General features: G+C 71.9%; 16 protein-coding genes and 1 pseudogene. 9 read left to right on the top strand and 8 right to left on the bottom strand.

The genetic code is table 11. From position 1 onward, the window contains the following. Positions 1-3 precede the first annotated feature (3 nt). Entirely contained in the window at positions 4-480 is a 477-nt protein-coding gene (locus ACXR2U_RS16155; RefSeq protein WP_458826093.1) for a nuclear transport factor 2 family protein, read from the top strand. Here the strand turns inward: ACXR2U_RS16155 and ACXR2U_RS16160 are convergent. Genes ACXR2U_RS16160 through ACXR2U_RS16170 form a run of 3 tightly spaced genes read right to left on the bottom strand, consistent with a single transcriptional unit; the run spans position 470 to position 2,959 of the window. Further along, positions 470-1,249 (bottom strand): sugar phosphate isomerase/epimerase family protein, encoded by a 780-nt coding sequence (locus ACXR2U_RS16160; protein WP_458826094.1) that lies wholly within the window; start codon positions 1,247-1,249, stop codon positions 470-472. The genes ACXR2U_RS16155 and ACXR2U_RS16160 overlap by 11 nt on opposite strands. Further along, on the bottom strand, positions 1,246-2,007 hold the full coding sequence (locus ACXR2U_RS16165; RefSeq protein ID WP_458826095.1) for an SDR family NAD(P)-dependent oxidoreductase: 762 nt from the start codon (positions 2,005-2,007) through the stop codon (positions 1,246-1,248). The genes ACXR2U_RS16160 and ACXR2U_RS16165 overlap by 4 nt, the downstream gene beginning before the upstream one ends. Positions 2,008-2,047: 40 nt before the next feature. Further along, positions 2,048-2,959, bottom strand: coding sequence for a TrmB family transcriptional regulator (locus ACXR2U_RS16170; RefSeq protein ID WP_458826096.1), 912 nt, complete (start codon positions 2,957-2,959; stop codon positions 2,048-2,050). Positions 2,960-3,227: 268 nt separating this feature from the next. Here ACXR2U_RS16170 and ACXR2U_RS16175 point away from each other — a divergent pair, with 268 nt between their 5' ends. From ACXR2U_RS16175 to ACXR2U_RS16190, 4 genes are all read left to right on the top strand, one after another. After that, on the top strand, positions 3,228-4,007 hold the full coding sequence (locus tag ACXR2U_RS16175) for a CoA transferase subunit A (protein ID WP_458826097.1): 780 nt from the start codon (positions 3,228-3,230) through the stop codon (positions 4,005-4,007). 38 nt (positions 4,008-4,045) lie between these two features. Further along, positions 4,046-4,684 (top strand): 3-oxoacid CoA-transferase subunit B, encoded by a 639-nt coding sequence (locus ACXR2U_RS16180; protein WP_458826111.1) that lies wholly within the window; start codon positions 4,046-4,048, stop codon positions 4,682-4,684. Between the two features lie 107 nt (positions 4,685-4,791). Beyond that, positions 4,792-5,706, top strand: coding sequence for a class I SAM-dependent methyltransferase (locus tag ACXR2U_RS16185; protein ID WP_458826098.1), 915 nt, complete (start codon positions 4,792-4,794; stop codon positions 5,704-5,706). Between the two features lie 10 nt (positions 5,707-5,716). Continuing rightward, on the top strand, positions 5,717-6,493 hold the full coding sequence (locus tag ACXR2U_RS16190; protein WP_458826099.1) for a GNAT family N-acetyltransferase: 777 nt from the start codon (positions 5,717-5,719) through the stop codon (positions 6,491-6,493). A 6-nt stretch (positions 6,494-6,499) separates the two neighbouring features. Here the strand turns inward: ACXR2U_RS16190 and guaA are convergent, their stop codons facing one another. Next, positions 6,500-8,071, bottom strand: a complete 1,572-nt coding sequence (gene guaA, locus ACXR2U_RS16195) for a glutamine-hydrolyzing GMP synthase (protein WP_458826100.1) — start codon at positions 8,069-8,071, stop codon at positions 6,500-6,502. Positions 8,072-8,102: 31 nt separating this feature from the next. Between guaA and ACXR2U_RS16200 the strand changes: the two genes are divergently transcribed. After that, positions 8,103-9,119, top strand: a complete 1,017-nt coding sequence (locus ACXR2U_RS16200; protein ID WP_458826101.1) for a magnesium transporter CorA family protein — start codon at positions 8,103-8,105, stop codon at positions 9,117-9,119. 7 nt (positions 9,120-9,126) lie between these two features. Here the strand turns inward: ACXR2U_RS16200 and ACXR2U_RS16205 are convergent, their stop codons facing one another. From ACXR2U_RS16205 to ACXR2U_RS16220, 4 genes are all read right to left on the bottom strand, one after another. After that, a complete protein-coding gene (locus tag ACXR2U_RS16205; RefSeq protein ID WP_458826102.1) occupies positions 9,127-10,140 on the bottom strand; it encodes an alpha/beta hydrolase in 1,014 nt (337 codons plus the stop codon). Between the two features lie 31 nt (positions 10,141-10,171). Beyond that, positions 10,172-11,311 carry a GuaB3 family IMP dehydrogenase-related protein gene (locus ACXR2U_RS16210; protein WP_458826103.1) on the bottom strand — a complete coding sequence of 380 codons (1,140 nt, stop codon included), beginning with the start codon at positions 11,309-11,311 and terminating at the stop codon, positions 10,172-10,174. A 114-nt stretch (positions 11,312-11,425) separates the two neighbouring features. After that, positions 11,426-12,943, bottom strand: a complete 1,518-nt coding sequence (gene guaB / locus ACXR2U_RS16215) for an IMP dehydrogenase (RefSeq protein ID WP_458826104.1) — start codon at positions 12,941-12,943, stop codon at positions 11,426-11,428. A 64-nt stretch (positions 12,944-13,007) separates the two neighbouring features. Further along, positions 13,008-14,144 carry a 5-methyltetrahydropteroyltriglutamate--homocysteine S-methyltransferase gene (locus tag ACXR2U_RS16220; RefSeq protein ID WP_458826105.1) on the bottom strand — a complete coding sequence of 379 codons (1,137 nt, stop codon included), beginning with the start codon at positions 14,142-14,144 and terminating at the stop codon, positions 13,008-13,010. Between the two features lie 103 nt (positions 14,145-14,247). Between ACXR2U_RS16220 and ACXR2U_RS16225 the strand changes: the two genes are divergently transcribed. The 3 genes and pseudogenes from ACXR2U_RS16225 to ACXR2U_RS16235 all read left to right on the top strand — a co-directional run. Further along, on the top strand, positions 14,248-14,640 hold the full coding sequence (locus ACXR2U_RS16225) for a DUF5319 family protein (protein ID WP_458826106.1): 393 nt from the start codon (positions 14,248-14,250) through the stop codon (positions 14,638-14,640). 392 nt (positions 14,641-15,032) lie between these two features. Beyond that, positions 15,033-15,347, top strand: coding sequence for a WhiB family transcriptional regulator (locus tag ACXR2U_RS16230; RefSeq protein WP_458826107.1), 315 nt, complete (start codon positions 15,033-15,035; stop codon positions 15,345-15,347). A 424-nt stretch (positions 15,348-15,771) separates the two neighbouring features. After that, positions 15,772-16,800 (top strand): annotated as a pseudogene (locus ACXR2U_RS16235) (hypothetical protein); the annotation flags it as partial.

A 16,800-nucleotide genomic window follows, 5' to 3' on the forward strand; every position in this document is an offset into this window, starting at 1 on the left:
CCGGTGACCGACCTCGTCGCGCAGGTCGAGGCCCTCACCGCGCGTTCCGACATCGCCCGCATCCTCGCCGAGTTCTGCCTGCGTGTCGACGAGTACGACATCGCGGCCCTCGACGCGGTGTTCACCGAGGACTGCGAGGTCGACTACGGACCCGGCCGCGGTGGCCCGCGCTCCGGCCGCGCCGCGGTCACGGCCCGGATCGCCGAGGGCCAGGCGCAGTTCCGTCGGACCCACCACCAGCTGGGTCAGAGCGTCGTCGACCTCGACGGCGACACCGCACACGTCGTCACGTACGTGACGGCCTGGCACCTGGAGCGCGACGAGACGGTGTCGGAGGTGCGACTGCGTTACCTCGACGACCTGCGCCGGACGCCCGCCGGCTGGCGCATCAGCCGCCGTACCGTGCAGGCGTCCGGCATCGTGGGTTTCCCCGGAGTGCCGTGGGCGTGGGTACCGCGGGGCGAACCCGTCAGCGGCTGACGAAGCGGGTGGCCGCGGCGTGGGCCACACGGGCACGCTCGGCGGCCGTCAGCCGCTGGGCCAGGTCGTCGTTCTGGACCTCGACCGTCACCGGCGTGCCTTCGGGCAGGGCCGCGACCAACGCGGCCTGGTCGATGACACCCGTACCCGGCATCATCCGGTGGTGGCGGGCTTCGTCGGCGAGCGCCACGGCGCCGACCGGAGCGGGGCCGCCGGCCACGTCGCACACCTGCAGGTAGGCGAGCGACCCAGGCGGCATGGTGGCGACCTGCGTCGCGGTGCCGCCCGTGCGGTGCAGGTGCAGCCCGTCCACCAGCACTCCCACCGGTGCTCCGATCAACGACCACAGCTGGAGCGCGGCGGCGAGGTCGGTCACCGCCGTGAACGCCATGAACTCCAGGGCGACCCGGAGACCGTTGCGTCCTGCGACATCGGTGAGCGCCTCGAGGCCGCGCAGGCGGTCGCCGATCTCCTCCACCTGGCTCACGGTGAGGACCCACTGCGCGCCGAGCTCGGCGCCGATCTCGACGAGACGTCGGTCGGCGGCGCTCGGCGCGCGGCCGGTCAGCCGCACCACCTCGACGTCGAGGATCCGGACGCCCTCCCGGGCCGCGGTCTTCGCCAGCCGCGCGACGGTGGCGGCGTCGGTCGACCCGGCGTCGAGGCGAAGCCCGCAGCCGTCGAAGCCTGCGGCCGCAGCGGCCCGGATCTGGACCTCCGGTGGCGCGTCGAGCACCGTCCCGGCCGCGAGGTAGAGCGGGCTCGTCACGCGTTCGTCACGCCGAGCGACATGCCGCCGTCGACGCCGAGCACGATGCCGGTGACCCACTCGGCCGCGGCCAGGTACGCGACACCCTCAGCGATCTCCTCGGGCGTGCCGATGCGGCCGAGGGCGTGCGCCGAGGCCAGGCTGTTGAGCCGGGCCAGGCTCTCCTCGTCGGTGCCGAGCCCGGCGCGCTGGTTGATCTCGGTCGGGACGCCTCCCGGGCGGATGGCGTTGACCCGCACACCGGCTGGGCCCAGTTCGGCGGCGAGCACGCCGGTCAGCGTCTCCAACGCCCCCTTGGTGGCCGCGTACGGCGACGCTCCGGGGAACGCCCGCTGGGTGTGCACGGACCCGAAGAACACGACGTTGCCCCGGGCGGCGGTGAGGTGCGGCAACGCGTCGGCCGTGAGCCGGCTCGGTCCGACGACGTTCGTGTGGAACAGGTCGAGGAACTGCTCCTCATCGAGATCGGCGATGGCCGTGCGGTACATGTTGCCGGCGGCGTTGACGAGCGTCTCCAGGCCACCGCCGTGCTCGACGGCCGCGTCGACCATCCGCGCGCGGTCGGCCGGCACGGCGACGTCACCGGTCACGGCCCGGCAGGCGTCGCCGAGGGAGTGCGCCACGGCGTCGATCTTCGCGGCGCGGCGCCCGGAGATCGTGACCCTCGCGCCGCGGGCCACGAAGTGGCGGGCCACCGCCTCGCCGAGGCCTGAGCCCCCGCCCGTGACCAGGACCGACATGCCCTCGAGCGACCTCATCGCCGCTCTCCCCTCCTCGGGGTCGACGGCGGGCGCGGGACTAGCTCGCGCTGCGCCGCGACCGGGTGGTCTTGCGTGCGGCCCGCCCGGGAGCGGGCGCTTCGTCCTGTTGCCCCGAGAGCCGTGACGCCTTGATGGCACGGGCCGCCCGCAGGTGGACGAACTCCGGGTTGGAGCGGACGTACTCGGTGACCTGCGTCGCGCCGAACTGCGCGCCGAGCAGTTGCATCGCGATGTCGTGACGCACGTACTCGATCGACAGCAGCACCACGGCGGGGTTGTCGGTGTAGACGCCCCAGCCGTCGGTTCCCTGGGCCCCGCCGATGACCGACTGTCGGTTGTCGCCGGAGATGACGAACAGGCGGTAGCCCAGGTAGTCCAGGACGAACTCCGGCGGTGAGTGGTCGTGCCGGTACGTGTGTCCGATGGGTTCGGAGTCGTCGCCGAAGACCAGGACGGTGACGTCGACCCCCCGGTCCTCCGCCTCGCGCAGCAACGGGCCGAGCCGCTCGCGTTCCTCCGGCCAGATCGACACGAACAGTTCGCGGCGTGACTCGCGGATGACGTCGGCGCACCGCTCCATGAGCGCGTCGTAGTCGGTGAGGTTGTGCAGCAGGTGGGCCTGCTGCGGTGCGGCGATCGACGGCAGATCGTGCCGGAGCGCGGTGAGAGAGTCCTCGAAGTCGCGGCTCATCCGGTCCAGCAGCGACGAGGTCGGGAGCGGCAGGTAGGAGACCGAGTCGGTGGCGGTCCGTGCCTCGAACGCCGCTCCGCGCGCGACGAGCTTGCCCAGCGTCTCGTAGACGGTGCTCCGGGGCACGCCGGAGTTCTTCGCGACCTCGTACCCGTTCAGCGGCTTGCCCGCCGACACCAGCGCGAGATAGGCCTTGGCCTCGTAGGCGGACATCCCCAGTTCCCCGAGGCGTTCCACCACCTTGTCGAGACTTGCCATCGTGCGACCACCCCAGACGTCGTCGTGAGGGGTCGAGGGTATCCGGTGGGAGCCCACCGTCCCCTTCCCGCCGCACCGTCGTCGACCCCACCGGTTCCTCGTGTAGGCGTTAGCTACCTGACTACTGCCAGGGGGACACTAGCGGCCGCGACCACTCCGGTCCAGGGTCGGCGCGACTGACACGGAAACCGTTGCAGAATCGGGTGTTCGTGGGCGGCGCGACCCCGATGCTTGGGTTTCGGTGCCTGCGGTCCTAGTGTCCTGTTCCGTGGACAAGACGGTGGGGACGGCGGCCGAGGCTGTCGCGGACATCGGCGACGGCGCGTCGATCGGCGTGGGCGGGTTCGGCCTGTGCGGCATCCCGTTCGTGCTCATCGACGCGCTGTTCGCCCAGGGGGCGACCGACCTGCAGACGGTCTCCAACAACTGCGGGGTCGACGGCGAGGGCCTCGGCAAGCTGCTGTTCGCGGGCCGGATCGCACGGACGACCGGCTCGTACGTCGGCGAGAACAAGGAGTTCGCCCGGCAGTACCTCGCGGGTGAACTGGAACTGGAACTGTGCCCGCAGGGCACGCTCGCGGAGCGACTGCGCGCGGGCGGCGCGGGGATCCCCGGGTTCTTCACACCGGCGGGCGTCGGCACGCTCGTCGCCGACGGCGGCCTGCCGTGGCGCTACGCGGCCGACGGCAGCGTGGCGGTCGCGTCACCGGAGAAGGAGACCCGCGCCTTCCCCGACTTCGACGGCGCCGGGCAGGCGTTGTTCGCCGACAAGGAGTACGTGCTCGAGCACGCCATCGTCACCGACTTCGCGTTGGTGCGGGCGGCGAAGGGCGACCGCCACGGCAACCTGGTGTTCGACAAGACGGCCCGCAACTTCAACCCGCTGGTCGCCGGCGCCGGCCGCATCACCATCGCCGAGGTCGAGGAACTGGTCGAACCCGGCGCGATCGACCCCGACCTGGTCCACACCCCGGGCATCTTCGTCGACCGCGTGGTCGAGGTCGGCACCGAGGGCAAGAAGATCGAGCGACGGACGGTGCGGCAGTGACGACTTCGACAGCGCTCCCCCGACTCACCCGGCAGCAGATGGCGGCCCGGGTGGCCGACGAACTGCTCGACGGGTCCTACGTCAACCTCGGTATCGGGTTGCCGACCCTCGTGCCCAACTACATCCGACCCGGCGTCGAGGTCGTGCTCCACTCCGAGAACGGCGTTCTCGGCGTCGGTCCGTACCCGACCGACGACGAGATCGACGCCGATCTCATCAACGCCGGCAAGGAGACCATCACGGTCCTGCCCGGCGCCTCGTTCTTCGATTCCGCCGCGAGTTTCGGGATGATCCGCGGTGGCCACGTCGACATCGCGGTGCTCGGCGGGATGCAGGTCTCGGTCGAGGGCGACCTCGCGAACTGGACCGTGCCCGGCAAGATGATCAAGGGCATGGGCGGTGCGATGGACCTGGTGCACGGCGCCGGCAAGGTCATCGTGGTCATGGAGCACACGGCGAAGGACGGCAGCCCGAAGATCCTGGACCGTTGCACCCTGCCACTGACCGGCAAGTCGTGCGTGGAACGGATCATCACCGACCTCGCGGTCATCGACGTCACCCCCGACGGCCTGGTGCTGATGGAGACCGCGCCCGGTGTCACACCGGACGACGTCCGCTCGCTGACCGAGCCCGCGCTGGTCGAGTACGAGGGTCTGCACGACATCGTCGTGCGGTGAGCCGCGGCGGTCTCGCAGCCGCCGAGAGGTGAGGGGGCAGGACCTCCACGTCAGGAGAGGTCGGGGCCCGAGTTGCGTGGTGGGGACGCGTCCCCACCAATGGGCGCATGTCCCTTCGACGCGAGGCGCAGAAGCGCGTCGCCGGCGCGGTGTTCCGTGCCGGCGACCGTCTGGGCGTGCACGTGCTCCCCGCGCACTACTACTCCTCGGTCCCCCACCGCGCGGCCCTGCGCCGGGACGAGGACTCGTGGCGTCATCCGCTGGAGCCGATGCCGTTCCCGTGGGATCTCGACGCCCAGGCGGCGTGGTTCGTCGACACCGCCGCCGAGCACGGCGGCGAACTGCCGCTGGCCCGGCTGGCCCGACTCGCCGAGGGTGTGGGCGGGATGCGGTACGGCGAGATCGAGGCCCAGTTCCTCCACGCCTGGATCCGCCGCCACACGCCGTCGCAGATCGTGGAGATCGGCAGCGGCAGCTCCACCGCGGTGATGTCCGACGCCGTCGCGCGGTCGGTCACCGAGGGGCGTCCGGAGACCAAGATCGTGGCGTGCGACCCGTACACGGCCGGGCGGGTGGCGCACCTGCCGTTCGTCTCGGCCGAGGCCACCGGGGGCACGGCGGTCGGTCACCACGTCGACCGCCTGGGCCCCGGCGACCTGGTGTTCATCGACTCCACCCACGTGGTGCGCACCGGCTCGGAGCTGCCCCACCTCTACCTCGAGCTGCTGCCGCGCCTGCCGTCGGGCGTGGTCGTCCACATCCACGACATCACGCTGCCGTACCTCTACGCCCCCGACGTCTACGCCTCGATGTTCGACTGGCAGGAGACGACACTGCTCGCGGCCCTGCTGGCCCACTCCGACCGCTTCGAGGTCCTCGCCTCGCAGTCGGCACTGCACCACGACCGCCCCGACGTCATCGGGTCGGTGTTCCCCGAGTACCGGCCGCGCCCGATGGACCGTGGCCTCTACGCGGGTCCCGACGGCCACTTCCCCTCGTCGACCTGGCTGCGCGTGCGCTAGCTTGCCTCGGGTGTCCGACTGGAACGCCCGCGTCGTCGCCGCTGCTGCCGACTGGTTGTACCTCCCCGACGGCGCGCCCTCCCACGTGACGCCCGAGGTCGCGGTCGTCGGGTACCCCGAGTCGTGGGACCCGCCGACGTGGGCCACACGGATCCGGTCGCAGCGGGCGCCGTCCGAGCTGATCGCGGACGTGGACGCGGTCGTCCGCGCCTGGGGACGCCCCGACGTCGCGTGGTGGATCGACGAGGGGACGACCCCCGCCGAGCTCGAGTCCCACCTGCAGGACGCCGGCGCCGAGCTGACCGAGACCGTCACGGTCCTCGCGCTCGACCTCACCGGACCGGTGCCGGCCTTCGACGTCCCCGACGGCACCACCGCCGCGCTCGCGACCGACCGCGACAGCCTCCGGGACTTCGCCCGGGTCAACGCCGAGGGGTGGGGCACGCCCGTCGCCCCCGAGGACGACCTCGACCGGTGGCTGGCGGAGACCGCCGACGGCACCGGGCTGCGGTTCGTCGCCCGCGCGGACGGCACCCCGGTCGCGACCGGCGGCATGACCCTGGCCGGCGACGTCGCGCGGCTCTGGGCGGGCGTCACGTTGCCCGGGCACCGCGGCCGGGGTGCCTACCGGGCGGTGCTGGCCGAGCGGCTGCGCGTCGCCCGGGAGCGCGGCGCCACGACGGGTCTGGTGAAGGGCAAGGTCACGACATCCGCGCCCATCCTGCGGCGGCTGGGTTTCCAGGCCTTCGCCGACGAACGCGCCTACCTGCGCCCCGTCAGCGGCTGAGCCCGCTCACTCCCACTCGATCGTGCCCGGCGGCTTGCTGGTGACGTCGAGAACGACCCGGTTGACCTCGGCGACCTCGTTGGTGATGCGGGTCGAGATCGTCTCCAGGACGTCGTAGGGGACGCGGGTCCAGTCGGCGGTCATGGCGTCCTCCGACGACACCGGTCGCAGCACGACCGGGTGGCCGTAGGTGCGGCCGTCGCCCTGGACGCCGACGGAGCGGACGTCGGCCAGCAGCACCACCGGGCACTGCCAGATCTCGCGGTCCAGGCCGGCGCGGGACAACTCGGCGCGGGCGATGGCGTCGGCGCGGCGGAGGATCTCCAGGCGCGGGGCGGTGACCTCGCCGATGATCCGGATGCCGAGGCCGGGGCCGGGGAACGGCTGGCGCCAGACGATCGCCTCGGGCACGCCGAGCTGCTCACCGACCCGGCGCACCTCGTCCTTGAACAGCGCGCGCAGCGGTTCGACCAGCCCGAACTGCAGGTCGTCGGGCAGACCACCGACGTTGTGGTGGCTCTTGATGTTGGCCGCACCCGAACCACCGCCGGACTCCACGACGTCGGGGTAGAGCGTGCCCTGCACCAGGAACTCGATCGGGTCGCCCTCGGCCGAGATCTCACGGGCGGCGCGTTCGAACGCGCGGATGAACTCGCGGCCGATGATCTTGCGCTTCTCCTCGGGGTCGGTCACCCCGGCGAGGGCTTCGAGGAACGTCGCCGCGGCGTCGACCACGACGAGGTTCACGCCGGTGCTGTCGACGAAATCGCGTTCGACCTGCTCGGCCTCACCCTCACGCAGCAGGCCGTGGTCGACGAAGACACAGGTCAACTGGTCGCCGACCGCGCGCTGGACCAGGGCTGCGGCGACCGAGGAGTCGACCCCGCCCGACAGCCCGCACAGCACGCGCTTGTCGCCGACCTGAGCGCGGACGGCCGCGACCTGCTCCTCGATGATGTCGGCGTCGGTCCACCGCGGCTCGATGCCCGCGATGTCGTAGAGGAAGTGCTCGAGCATCTTCTGGCCGTGTGCAGTGTGCAACACTTCCGGGTGGAACTGGACGCCGGCGAACCCGCGGTCGACGGACTCGAACGCCGCGACCGGCGTGGTCGCGGTCGAGGCCGTGACCAGGAAACCCTCGGGCGCCTGGGTCACGGTGTCGCCGTGGCTCATCCACACCTGCTGGGAGACCGGGGTGTCGCGGAACAGCACGCCGGGCTCGGCGACGGTCAGCGACGTGCGGCCGTACTCCCGGTCACCGGTGTGGGCGACGGTGCCCCCGAGTGCCGCGGTCATGGCCTGGAAGCCGTAGCAGATGCCGAACACCGGCACCTCGCCGTCGAACAACCGGGCCGGGGTCTGCGGCGCGCTCTCGGCGTACACCGACGACGGGCCACCCGAGAGGATGATCGCCGCGGGCTTGCGGGCGAGGATCTCGGCCGGGTCGGTGTCGTGGGGGACGATCTCGGAGTAGACGTTGGCCTCCCGCACGCGGCGGGCGATCAGTTGCGCGTACTGCGCCCCGTAGTCGACCACCAGGACGAGGTCGTGCCGCTGCGAGCCGGTGTCGGGTGCCACGTCGGAAGTCTACGGAGCGCACACTGAGCCGGTGACGACCGACACCGTCGACCCGGTGGCCCACGAGGAGAACCGCGACCCGGGCGTGCGCACCCGGGTGTGGAAGGACGGGCAGGTCGTCGACCACCACTTCTCGATCGAGCGGGTCTCGGACCACCTGGAGATGCCGGGCAAGTTGGTGTGGGTCGACCTCACCTCGCCCGACCACGCCATGCTGGCCAAGCTCGCCGAGGAGATCTCGCTCGACCCCAACTCGGTCGAGGACGCCGTCGCGGCCGACGAACGCCCGAAGGTCACCGGGTACGGCCGCTACTCGTTCGTCACCGTCTACGCGACGTCGTTGGCCGGCGACGAGGTCGAGACCTGCCGCATCTCGGCCTTCGTGCTCGAGAAGGCGCTGATCACCGTGCACGACGGCGACTGGCGCGGCTTCGAGGACGTCGTCAAACGGTGGGACGACCTGGGTGCGCTCATCGCCGACAACGGCGTCGACGTGCTGCTCTACGGCCTGCTCGACCACGTGGTGGACGGCCAGTTCGACACCGTGCAGGACATCGAGGACCGCATCGACACCCTCGAGAGCCAACTGTTCGACGGCAAGCCCGAGACCCTGCCGGAACGCAAGCTGCAGTTCGACCTGCGCCGCAGCATCGTGGCGTTGCGCCGGGTGGTCTCACCGCAGGCACAGATGGTGAGCTCGCTGCACCGGGTCCGGGGAGCACGCCACCCGACGATGGAGTCCTACTGGGCCGACCTCGACGACCACGTGGCGCGGGTGGTCGAGTGGACCGACCAGGCCCGCGACCTGCTCAACAACGTGTTCAGCTCGAACATGTCGCTGCAGGACGCCCGCCTCAACGTCGTCATGAAGAAGTTGACCTCGTGGGCGGCGATCATCGCCGTGCCCACGGCGATCACCGGCTTCTACGGCCAGAACGTCAAGTACCCCGACTTCGGCACCACCACGGGGTTCCTGATCTCGACCGGGATCATCGTGGTCGCCATGGGCCTGCTCTACCTGCTGTTCAAGCGGAAGGACTGGCTCTAGCGGCCTCTCAACTCGCCGGGGCCGACACCGCGATGGTCTCCGCGCCCGTCCGTGCCAGCAGTTCGTGGAGGTCCTCGGCCGCCTGACCCGCTGCGGCGTCGGCCACGGCCGAGACGCCGCCGAGCCCGAAGTAGGAGTGGTTGAGCGACGGGAACTCCCGCGCGACGACCTCGACCCCCGCGGCCCGCAGCCGGTCGCCGTAGAAGTTGCCCTCACCGCGCAGGACGTCCAACGACGACGTGTGGATGACGGCCGGGGCGACACCCTGCAGGTCGGGCCGCCGGTAGGGCGAGACCCGCCAGTCGGCGGAGTCGGCGAGCTCGACGTAGTGGCGGGCGAACGCCTGCATGCCCTCCAGCGTCAGCCCGAACCGCTGGTGGGCGGTGTTGCGCGACATGTACGTCGCGTTGATGTCGACGTCCTCGTAGCGGCCCGCGACGTCGGTGACCGGGTAGAGCAGCAGCTGCGCCGACAGGGCCCGGCCGGCGTCGCGGAAGCCGATGGCGACCGACGCCGCGAGCTGGCCGCCCGCGCTGTCACCGGCCACCACCAGCACGTCGTTGCCGCCGAACTGCTCGAGCCGCTCGGAGACCGCGACGGTGGCAGCGAAGGCGTCGTCGTACGCGGCCGGGAAGCGGTGCTCGGGGGCGAGCCGGTAGGCGACCGACACCACGACCGCGTTCGCCTGCACGCAGATGCGCCGGGCGTGGCCGAGGTGGGTGTCGAGGTCGCCGACGACCCAGCCGCCGCCGTGCAGGTAGACGACGGTCGGAACCGGGCCGTCGTGGGCGGGCCGCAGCACCCGCACCGGGATGTCACCGGCCGGGCCGGGCAGGACGTCGTCGGTCTCCGACGCGGGGGTCAGGTCAGGGTTCAGCGCGGCCAGGGCCGCGGCGTTGCTCTCGCGGGTCTGCACCCGGGCTTCCTCGACCGTGACCGGCGCCGAGCGCGGACTGATCCGCAGCAGCCACTGCGCGACGTCGGGGTCGAGCTCGGCGGTGTCGGTCGCACGATCGGTCACCCCGGAGACGGTAGTCCCGGACCCCGCCCGCTCAGGACCGGGGCGAGACCAGTGTGAGTTCGGCCCGCTGGAACTCCTTCACCGACGAGTAGCCGCACTTGGCCATCGCCCGCCGCGCCGAACCGAACAGGTTGGACGTCGCGTCGGCGTCCTCGGCGGGCCCGCGCAGCACCTGCTCCAACGACGGCCGCACACCGGCGCGCGCCGGCACGACCGCGGATCGCGGGACTCGCGGGTGACCGACGGTGCTGTCCCAGTAGGCCCCGCCCCCGGGCGCCTCCTCCGCGTGGGCCAGGGCCTCACCGAGCATGACGGCGTCGGCGCCGCACGCAATGGCCTTGGCGACGTCGCCGCCGGTGGCGAGGTCGCCGTAGGCGATGAGGTGGACGTACCGGCCGCCGGTCTCGTCGAGGTAGTCACGGCGGGCGGCGGCGGCGTCGACGATCGCGGTGGCCATCGGGACGTCGATGCCGAGCGCGGTCGGCGTCAGGGCGCCGGAGTGGGCGCCGAAGCCGATGATGACGCCCGCGGCGCCGCTGCGCATGAGGTGCAACGCGGTCTGGTAGTTGGAGCAACCCCCGACCAGCACGGGGATGTCGAGGTCGGCGACGAACTCCTTGAGGTTCAGCGCCTCGGGGGGCGTCTCGCCGTGCCGTTCGTTGACGACGTGCTCGGCACTGATGACGGTGCCCTGCACGACGAGCACGTCGACGCCCGCCTCGACCGCGACCGGTCCGAGCTCGACCGCGTGCTGCGGGGACACCCGCACCGCGACCCGAAGGTCGGCGTCGCGCAGTTCCTTCACCCGCCGCCGCAGCAGGTCGGCCGACACCGGCGCGGCGTAGATCCGCTGCACCTCGCTGGTCTCGGTCGTGGGGTCGGCGATGGTCGCGAGCGCGGTGGTCGGGTCGTCGTACCGGGTCCAGAGACCCTCGCCGTCGAGGACCGCGAGGCCGCCGCAGCGCTCGATCTCGACCGCGGTCGCGGGGCTCACGACGGCGTCGGACGGCGCGGCGACGAACGGCAGCCGGAACTGGTGGGCGTCGATCTGCCACTCCATCGAGACCTTCGAGGTCCCGCGCGTGCGCCGGGTCGGCACCAGCGCGACCTCGTCGAGGCGGTAGCCCCGACGGACGCTGCGACCCAGGCCGATCTCCACGGTGTCAGGCACGGACCTCATCCTGCCGCAGCGGCCCCGGCGAGTGGGCAGGAAGGGCGGTCAGTGGTCAGAAGTTCCCGACCACTCGGAGGGAGAGGTGACCACTCGCCGGTCTTGGCGGTGGGTCTAGCGGCCGGAGTAGTTGGGCGCCTCGACCGTCATCTGGATGTCGTGGGGGTGGGACTCGGTGAGCCCGGCGGCGGTGATGCGGATGAACTTCCCGCGGCTCTGCAGCTCCGGGATCGTGTGCGCGCCGACGTAGAACATCGACTGGTGCAGGCCGCCCGCGAGCTGGCGGGCGACGGCGGCGACCGGGCCGCGGTAGGGCACCTGACCCTCGATGCCCTCGGGGACGATCTCCTCGTCGGAGGCGACGTCGGCCTGGAAGTAGCGGTCCTTGGAGTACGAGACCCGCCCGCGCGAGGCCATCGCGCCGAGCGAGCCCATGCCGCGGTAGCTCTTGAACTGCTTGCCGTTGACGAACACCAGGTCGCCGGGCGACTCGTCGCAGCCGGCGAGCAGCGAGCCGAGCATGACGGTGTCGGCGCCCGCGACGATGGCCTTGGCGATGTCACCGGAGTACTGCAGGCCGCCGTCGCCCACGAGCGGGACGCCTGCGGGCTTGCACGCCTGGGCCGCCTCGTGGATCGCGGTGACCTGCGGGACGCCGACCCCCGCGACGACGCGCGTGGTGCAGATGGAGCCCGGCCCGACGCCGACCTTCACGCCGTCGGCGCCGGCGTCGACCAGCGCCTGCGCCCCGGCGCGGGTGGCGACGTTGCCCGCGAGGACCTGCACGTGCCGCAGCGCCGGGTCGCCCTTGAGGCGGCGGACCATCTCCAGCATCAGCCGGGCCTGGCCGTTCGCGGTGTCGGGCACGAGCACGTCGACCCCGGCGTCGATGAGGGCGGTGGCACGCTCCCAGGCGTCGCCCCAGAACCCGACCGCGGCGGCGACCCGCAACCGGCCGTCGGCGTCCTTGGTGGCGAGCGGGAACTGCTCGGCCTTGGTGAAGTCCTTCACCGTGATGAGGCCGCGCAGGTGGTCCTCGGCGTCCACGATCGGCAGCTTCTCGACCTTGTGCTTGGCCAGCAGCGCGGCGGCGTCGTCACGGCCGATCCCGACCGGCGCGGTGACCAGCGGCATGCGGGTCATCACCTCGCGGACGGTGCGCCGCTCGAACTCCGACGGCGGGACGAACCGCAGGTCGCGGTTGGTGATGATGCCGACCAGCACCCCGCGGGCGTCGACCACCGGCACACCGGAGATGCGGTAGCGGCCGCACAGTTCGTCGACCTCGGCCAGCGTGGCCTCGGGCGCCACCGTGATCGGGTTGCTCACCATCCCCGACTCGCTGCGCTTGACCAGGTCGACCTGACCCGCCTGGTCCGCGATCGACAGGTTGCGATGCAGGACGCCGAGGCCGCCCTGCCGGGCCATCGCGATCGCCATCCGCGCCTCGGTGACGGTGTCCATCGCGGCCGAGACGAGCGGCAGCGCGAGGGTCACCTCCCGGGTCAGGCGGGTGGTGGTGTCGACCTCCGACGGGATGACGTCGGTCTCGTCCGGCAGCAGCAGGACGTCGTCGAAGGTGAGGCCCAGACGGACGAAGGGATCGGGCAGCTCCGCGGCCGGGGAAGTCATGCTGCATCGTATCGCCGCCGCGGCGCCCGTCCGACCCGTGGCGCGCGGCGGTGTGACCCGGCCGTCACCCCCAGACGCGCTCGGCGACCTCGACCACCAGCGCCAGTTTCGCGATCTGTTCGTCGCGGGTCAGCGCGTTGCCCTCGACGGTGGAGGAGAACCCGCACTGCGGTGAGAGCGCGAGCTGCTCCAGCGGCACGTACCGCGACGCCTCCTCGATGCGCCGGACCAGGGTGTCGGCGTCCTCGAGCTCGGGCCGCTTGGTCGTGACCAACCCCAGGACGACGACCTTGCCCTCCGGCACGAAGCGCAGCGGCTCGAAGCCCCCGGACCGGGCGTCGTCGAACTCGAGGAAGAAGCCGTCGACGTCGAGCCCACCGAACAGGGCCTCGGCGACGAAGTCGTAGCCGCCCTCCGCGGCCCACGAGGAGCGGTAGTTGCCCCGGCACATGTGGGTGGTGACGGTCAGCCCCTCGGGCCGGTCGGCGAGCGCCGCGTTGATCTGCCGGATGTACCGCTCGTGCTGGTGGTCGGCGTCGCGGCCCTGCGCCGCGACCTGCGCCCGTTGGGCCGGGTCGTTGAGGTAGGCGAGGCTGGTGTCGTCGAGCTGCAGGTAGGTGCACCCCTGCGCCGCGATCCCGCGGACCTGGTCGGCGTACGCCTGCGAGAGGTCCGACCAGAACTCGTCCTCGTCGGGGTAGACGGCCGGATCGAGCGCGGCCGGTCCGCCGCGGTAGTGGACCATGCTCGGTGACGGGATGGTCAGCTTGGCGACCTGGTCGCTCGAGACGACACCCTGCAGGTACGAGAAAGCCTCGGCGAACACGGGCTTCTCGATACCGACCTTGCCGTCGACCTTCAACGCGGCCGACGTGAAACTCATGTCGCCGGAACTGTTGCGGAATGCAACATCGATCTGCTCGTCGGTGCGGCTGATGCCGTCCAGGGCGTAGATGAAGTCCATGTGCCACGACGTGCGCCGGAACTCGCCGTCGGTGGCGGTGCGCAGGCCGATGTCGCGTTGCATCGCCACGACGTCGGCGACGGCCGCGTCCTCCGCGGCGCGCAACCCGTCGTCGTCGAGCGCGCCGCGGGCGTGCGCCGCGCGGGCGTCGAGCAGCGCCGCGGGCCGCAGCAGGCTGCCGACGTGGTCGGCCCGGCTGATCTGCTTCCCGAGGGCGGGACTGGTGCGAGGTGACATCGGTGTCCTCCAGGTGTCCGACAACTCCCGTCCACCTTCCTCCACCCACCCCCGTCCGCCGCATGGTGGCCGAATCACCGGAGAGCGAACTACCGTGGGCGCCGTGACGAGCGTGGACGGCCCACGGGACCCCTTCCTGGAGGACCCCGACGACCCCTCGATCGCCGCGCTGTTGGACCACTTCGGGCCGGGTGACGACCGTGCACCGGTCGAACCGCTCACCGACGCCGAGCGCGACGGTCTGCTCGCCGACCTCGACGCCGTCGCCGAGTTCCGCCGCCTGCTCTCGCCGCGCGGGGTCCGCGGCCTGGTCGTCGAGTGCGACGACTGCGGCGATCTGCACTACTTCGGCTGGGACCTCATGTCCGAGAACCTCAAGGCGTTGCTCGGCGAGGGCCGGAGCCACGTCCACGAACCGGCGTTCGCGCCCGACCCGGCCGACTACGTCAGCTGGGACTACGCGCGCGGCTACGTCGACGCCGTCCTGCGTCGCTGATCGCGCCCGTCGCGGACCTCTTCCGCCGGCACCGCTCGCGCACGAATCGGGCGTTCCGCCCTGCCTTCCCCGAGACCTGCTCAGCCACTGAGGAAACTCAGGCGTGTTGACGCGCTTTTCGCCTCCCCCCGTGGTAACCCAAGATCATCACTCGTCGGGACGAATCAGGACAGAACGACCTCCGCCTTGATCAACTCGTTATCAAATCCTCGTGAAGACCCTTGCGTCAGGGGTATCGATCCCTCAAGATCGTCAACGAACTTCACGACGATCTAACGCGGTTCCCCCGACCGCCCGCTCGCTGCCGAGTGGGGCTGCACCGGTGGAGGGAGCAGCTGTCCACACGCCACGGGGGCCCTGCGGAATCCGCAGGCACAAGGGGAGGAACCACCATGGCCGACGTCCGTCACCTGCCGCCACCGAAAGCGGAGACCTGGGCCTGGCAGCTCGGGGCCGCATGCCGCGGCATGGACACCTCGACGTTCTACCACCCGGACAACGAGCGGGGCCCGTCCCGCCGCCGTCGCGAGCGCTCGGCCAAGGCCGTCTGCTCGGGCTGCCCGGTCACCGCGCAGTGCCTCTCGTGGGCGATCCAGACCCGCGAGCCGTACGGCGTCTGGGGCGGCAAGTCGGTCGAGGAGCGCGAAGCGCTTATCGCCGTCGCCGCCGCCGGACGCACCGAGCAGATCGCCGGCAAGAGCGCCTGAGACCTGCCCGACCCGTTCCACCCGCACGAACCGCGCCACCCTCACCACCCGCACCACCGCTCGACCCGTTCCACCGCCGTCACGCCGACCCGCGAGCCAGGCCGCACCCCCGAGGCCCGGTCCGCACCCACCGGCCCACCGGCACCCGAACGCCAGGACGCCGATCACCCGGTCGGACCGACCGCCGCGCTGCACCGTGACGGCCGACCACGATCGCGCCACGACGACCCGCGTCACGGACCCCCGTGCCGCGGGTCGTCGCGCGTCCGGAGTGTTCACGTCGCCGAGTCTCTGCCGCCGTCATGGAACAACCGGACTATTGCCCGGGTTCCCGGCAGCCGCCTTCACAGAAGCCTTCCCGGGCGCATACCTTCCTCGGACCGTTCGCGTCCTGCTGACGCGCCGCCTCGATGAAGGACCCCGGATGAACGCACTGTCGCGACCTCGTCTGCTGACCACCCTGCTGCTCGGCGCCGGGGTGACCGGGGCCGCGATCGCGGCGTTCTCCCTCGCCTCCGCCCCGGCCGCGAGTGGAGCGCCCACGTGCTCGATCACCTGGACGGGCGCGACGAGCACCGACTGGGACACCGCGTCGAACTGGGGCAGCGCCGGGCGCGTGCCGACCTCGACCGACGTCGCCTGCATGTCCGCCACGGCGGCCCGCAAGGCGGTGGTCTCGTCGGCGGGCGCGACGGTGCGGGCGGTGTACTTCCAGGTCGCCGGCAGTTCGCTCACGGTGTCGTCGGGGACGTTCACCGTCACCGATCCGGGTGGGCCCGACGGCACCCAGCTGACGGCCCTGACCGTGTCCGGCGGCTCCCTCACCGGCGCGTGGTCGGTCACCACGCTGACCTGGACCGGCGGCACGCTGGCCGCCGGCACGCTCACGAGCACCGGCACGTCGTCCGCCTGCGACGTGGACCTGAGCACGGGGGCGACATGGACGAACTCCGGGTCGCTCACGTGGAACTCCTCGTGTGGCGGCTGGGGCCAGTACGGCGGCTCCCGGTTCGTCAACGCGAGCGGGGCCACGTTCTCGGTGACGGGAACGGGGGCGAACGGCATGACGGACTTCGGCGGCGGCGCCAACGGTCTGGTGAACGCCGGTAGCACGACGGTGACCCTCGGCGCGGCCGGTCAGACCCTGGCCGACTCGGTGCCCTTCGCCAACACCGGCACGGTGACCGTGGTCCGCGGAACCGTGTCGATGAGCGGCGGCGGCGTCGCCGGTACCCCCGACACCGGCGCCTGGAACCGCACCCTCACCGGCAGCACCGTCACCGGCACCGCCGCCTGGACCGGCGGCACCCGCACCGCCACCACCACCTCCGGCACCGGCCTACGCATCGACGGCGGCGACAACACCGTCGGCACCGGCACCCTCACCGGCCTCACCCTCACCGGCGGCACCCTCACCGTCGCCGACACCAAGACCCTCACCGTCGCCGGCCTC

It is taken from the genome of Jatrophihabitans sp. YIM 134969 (assembly GCF_054456675.1).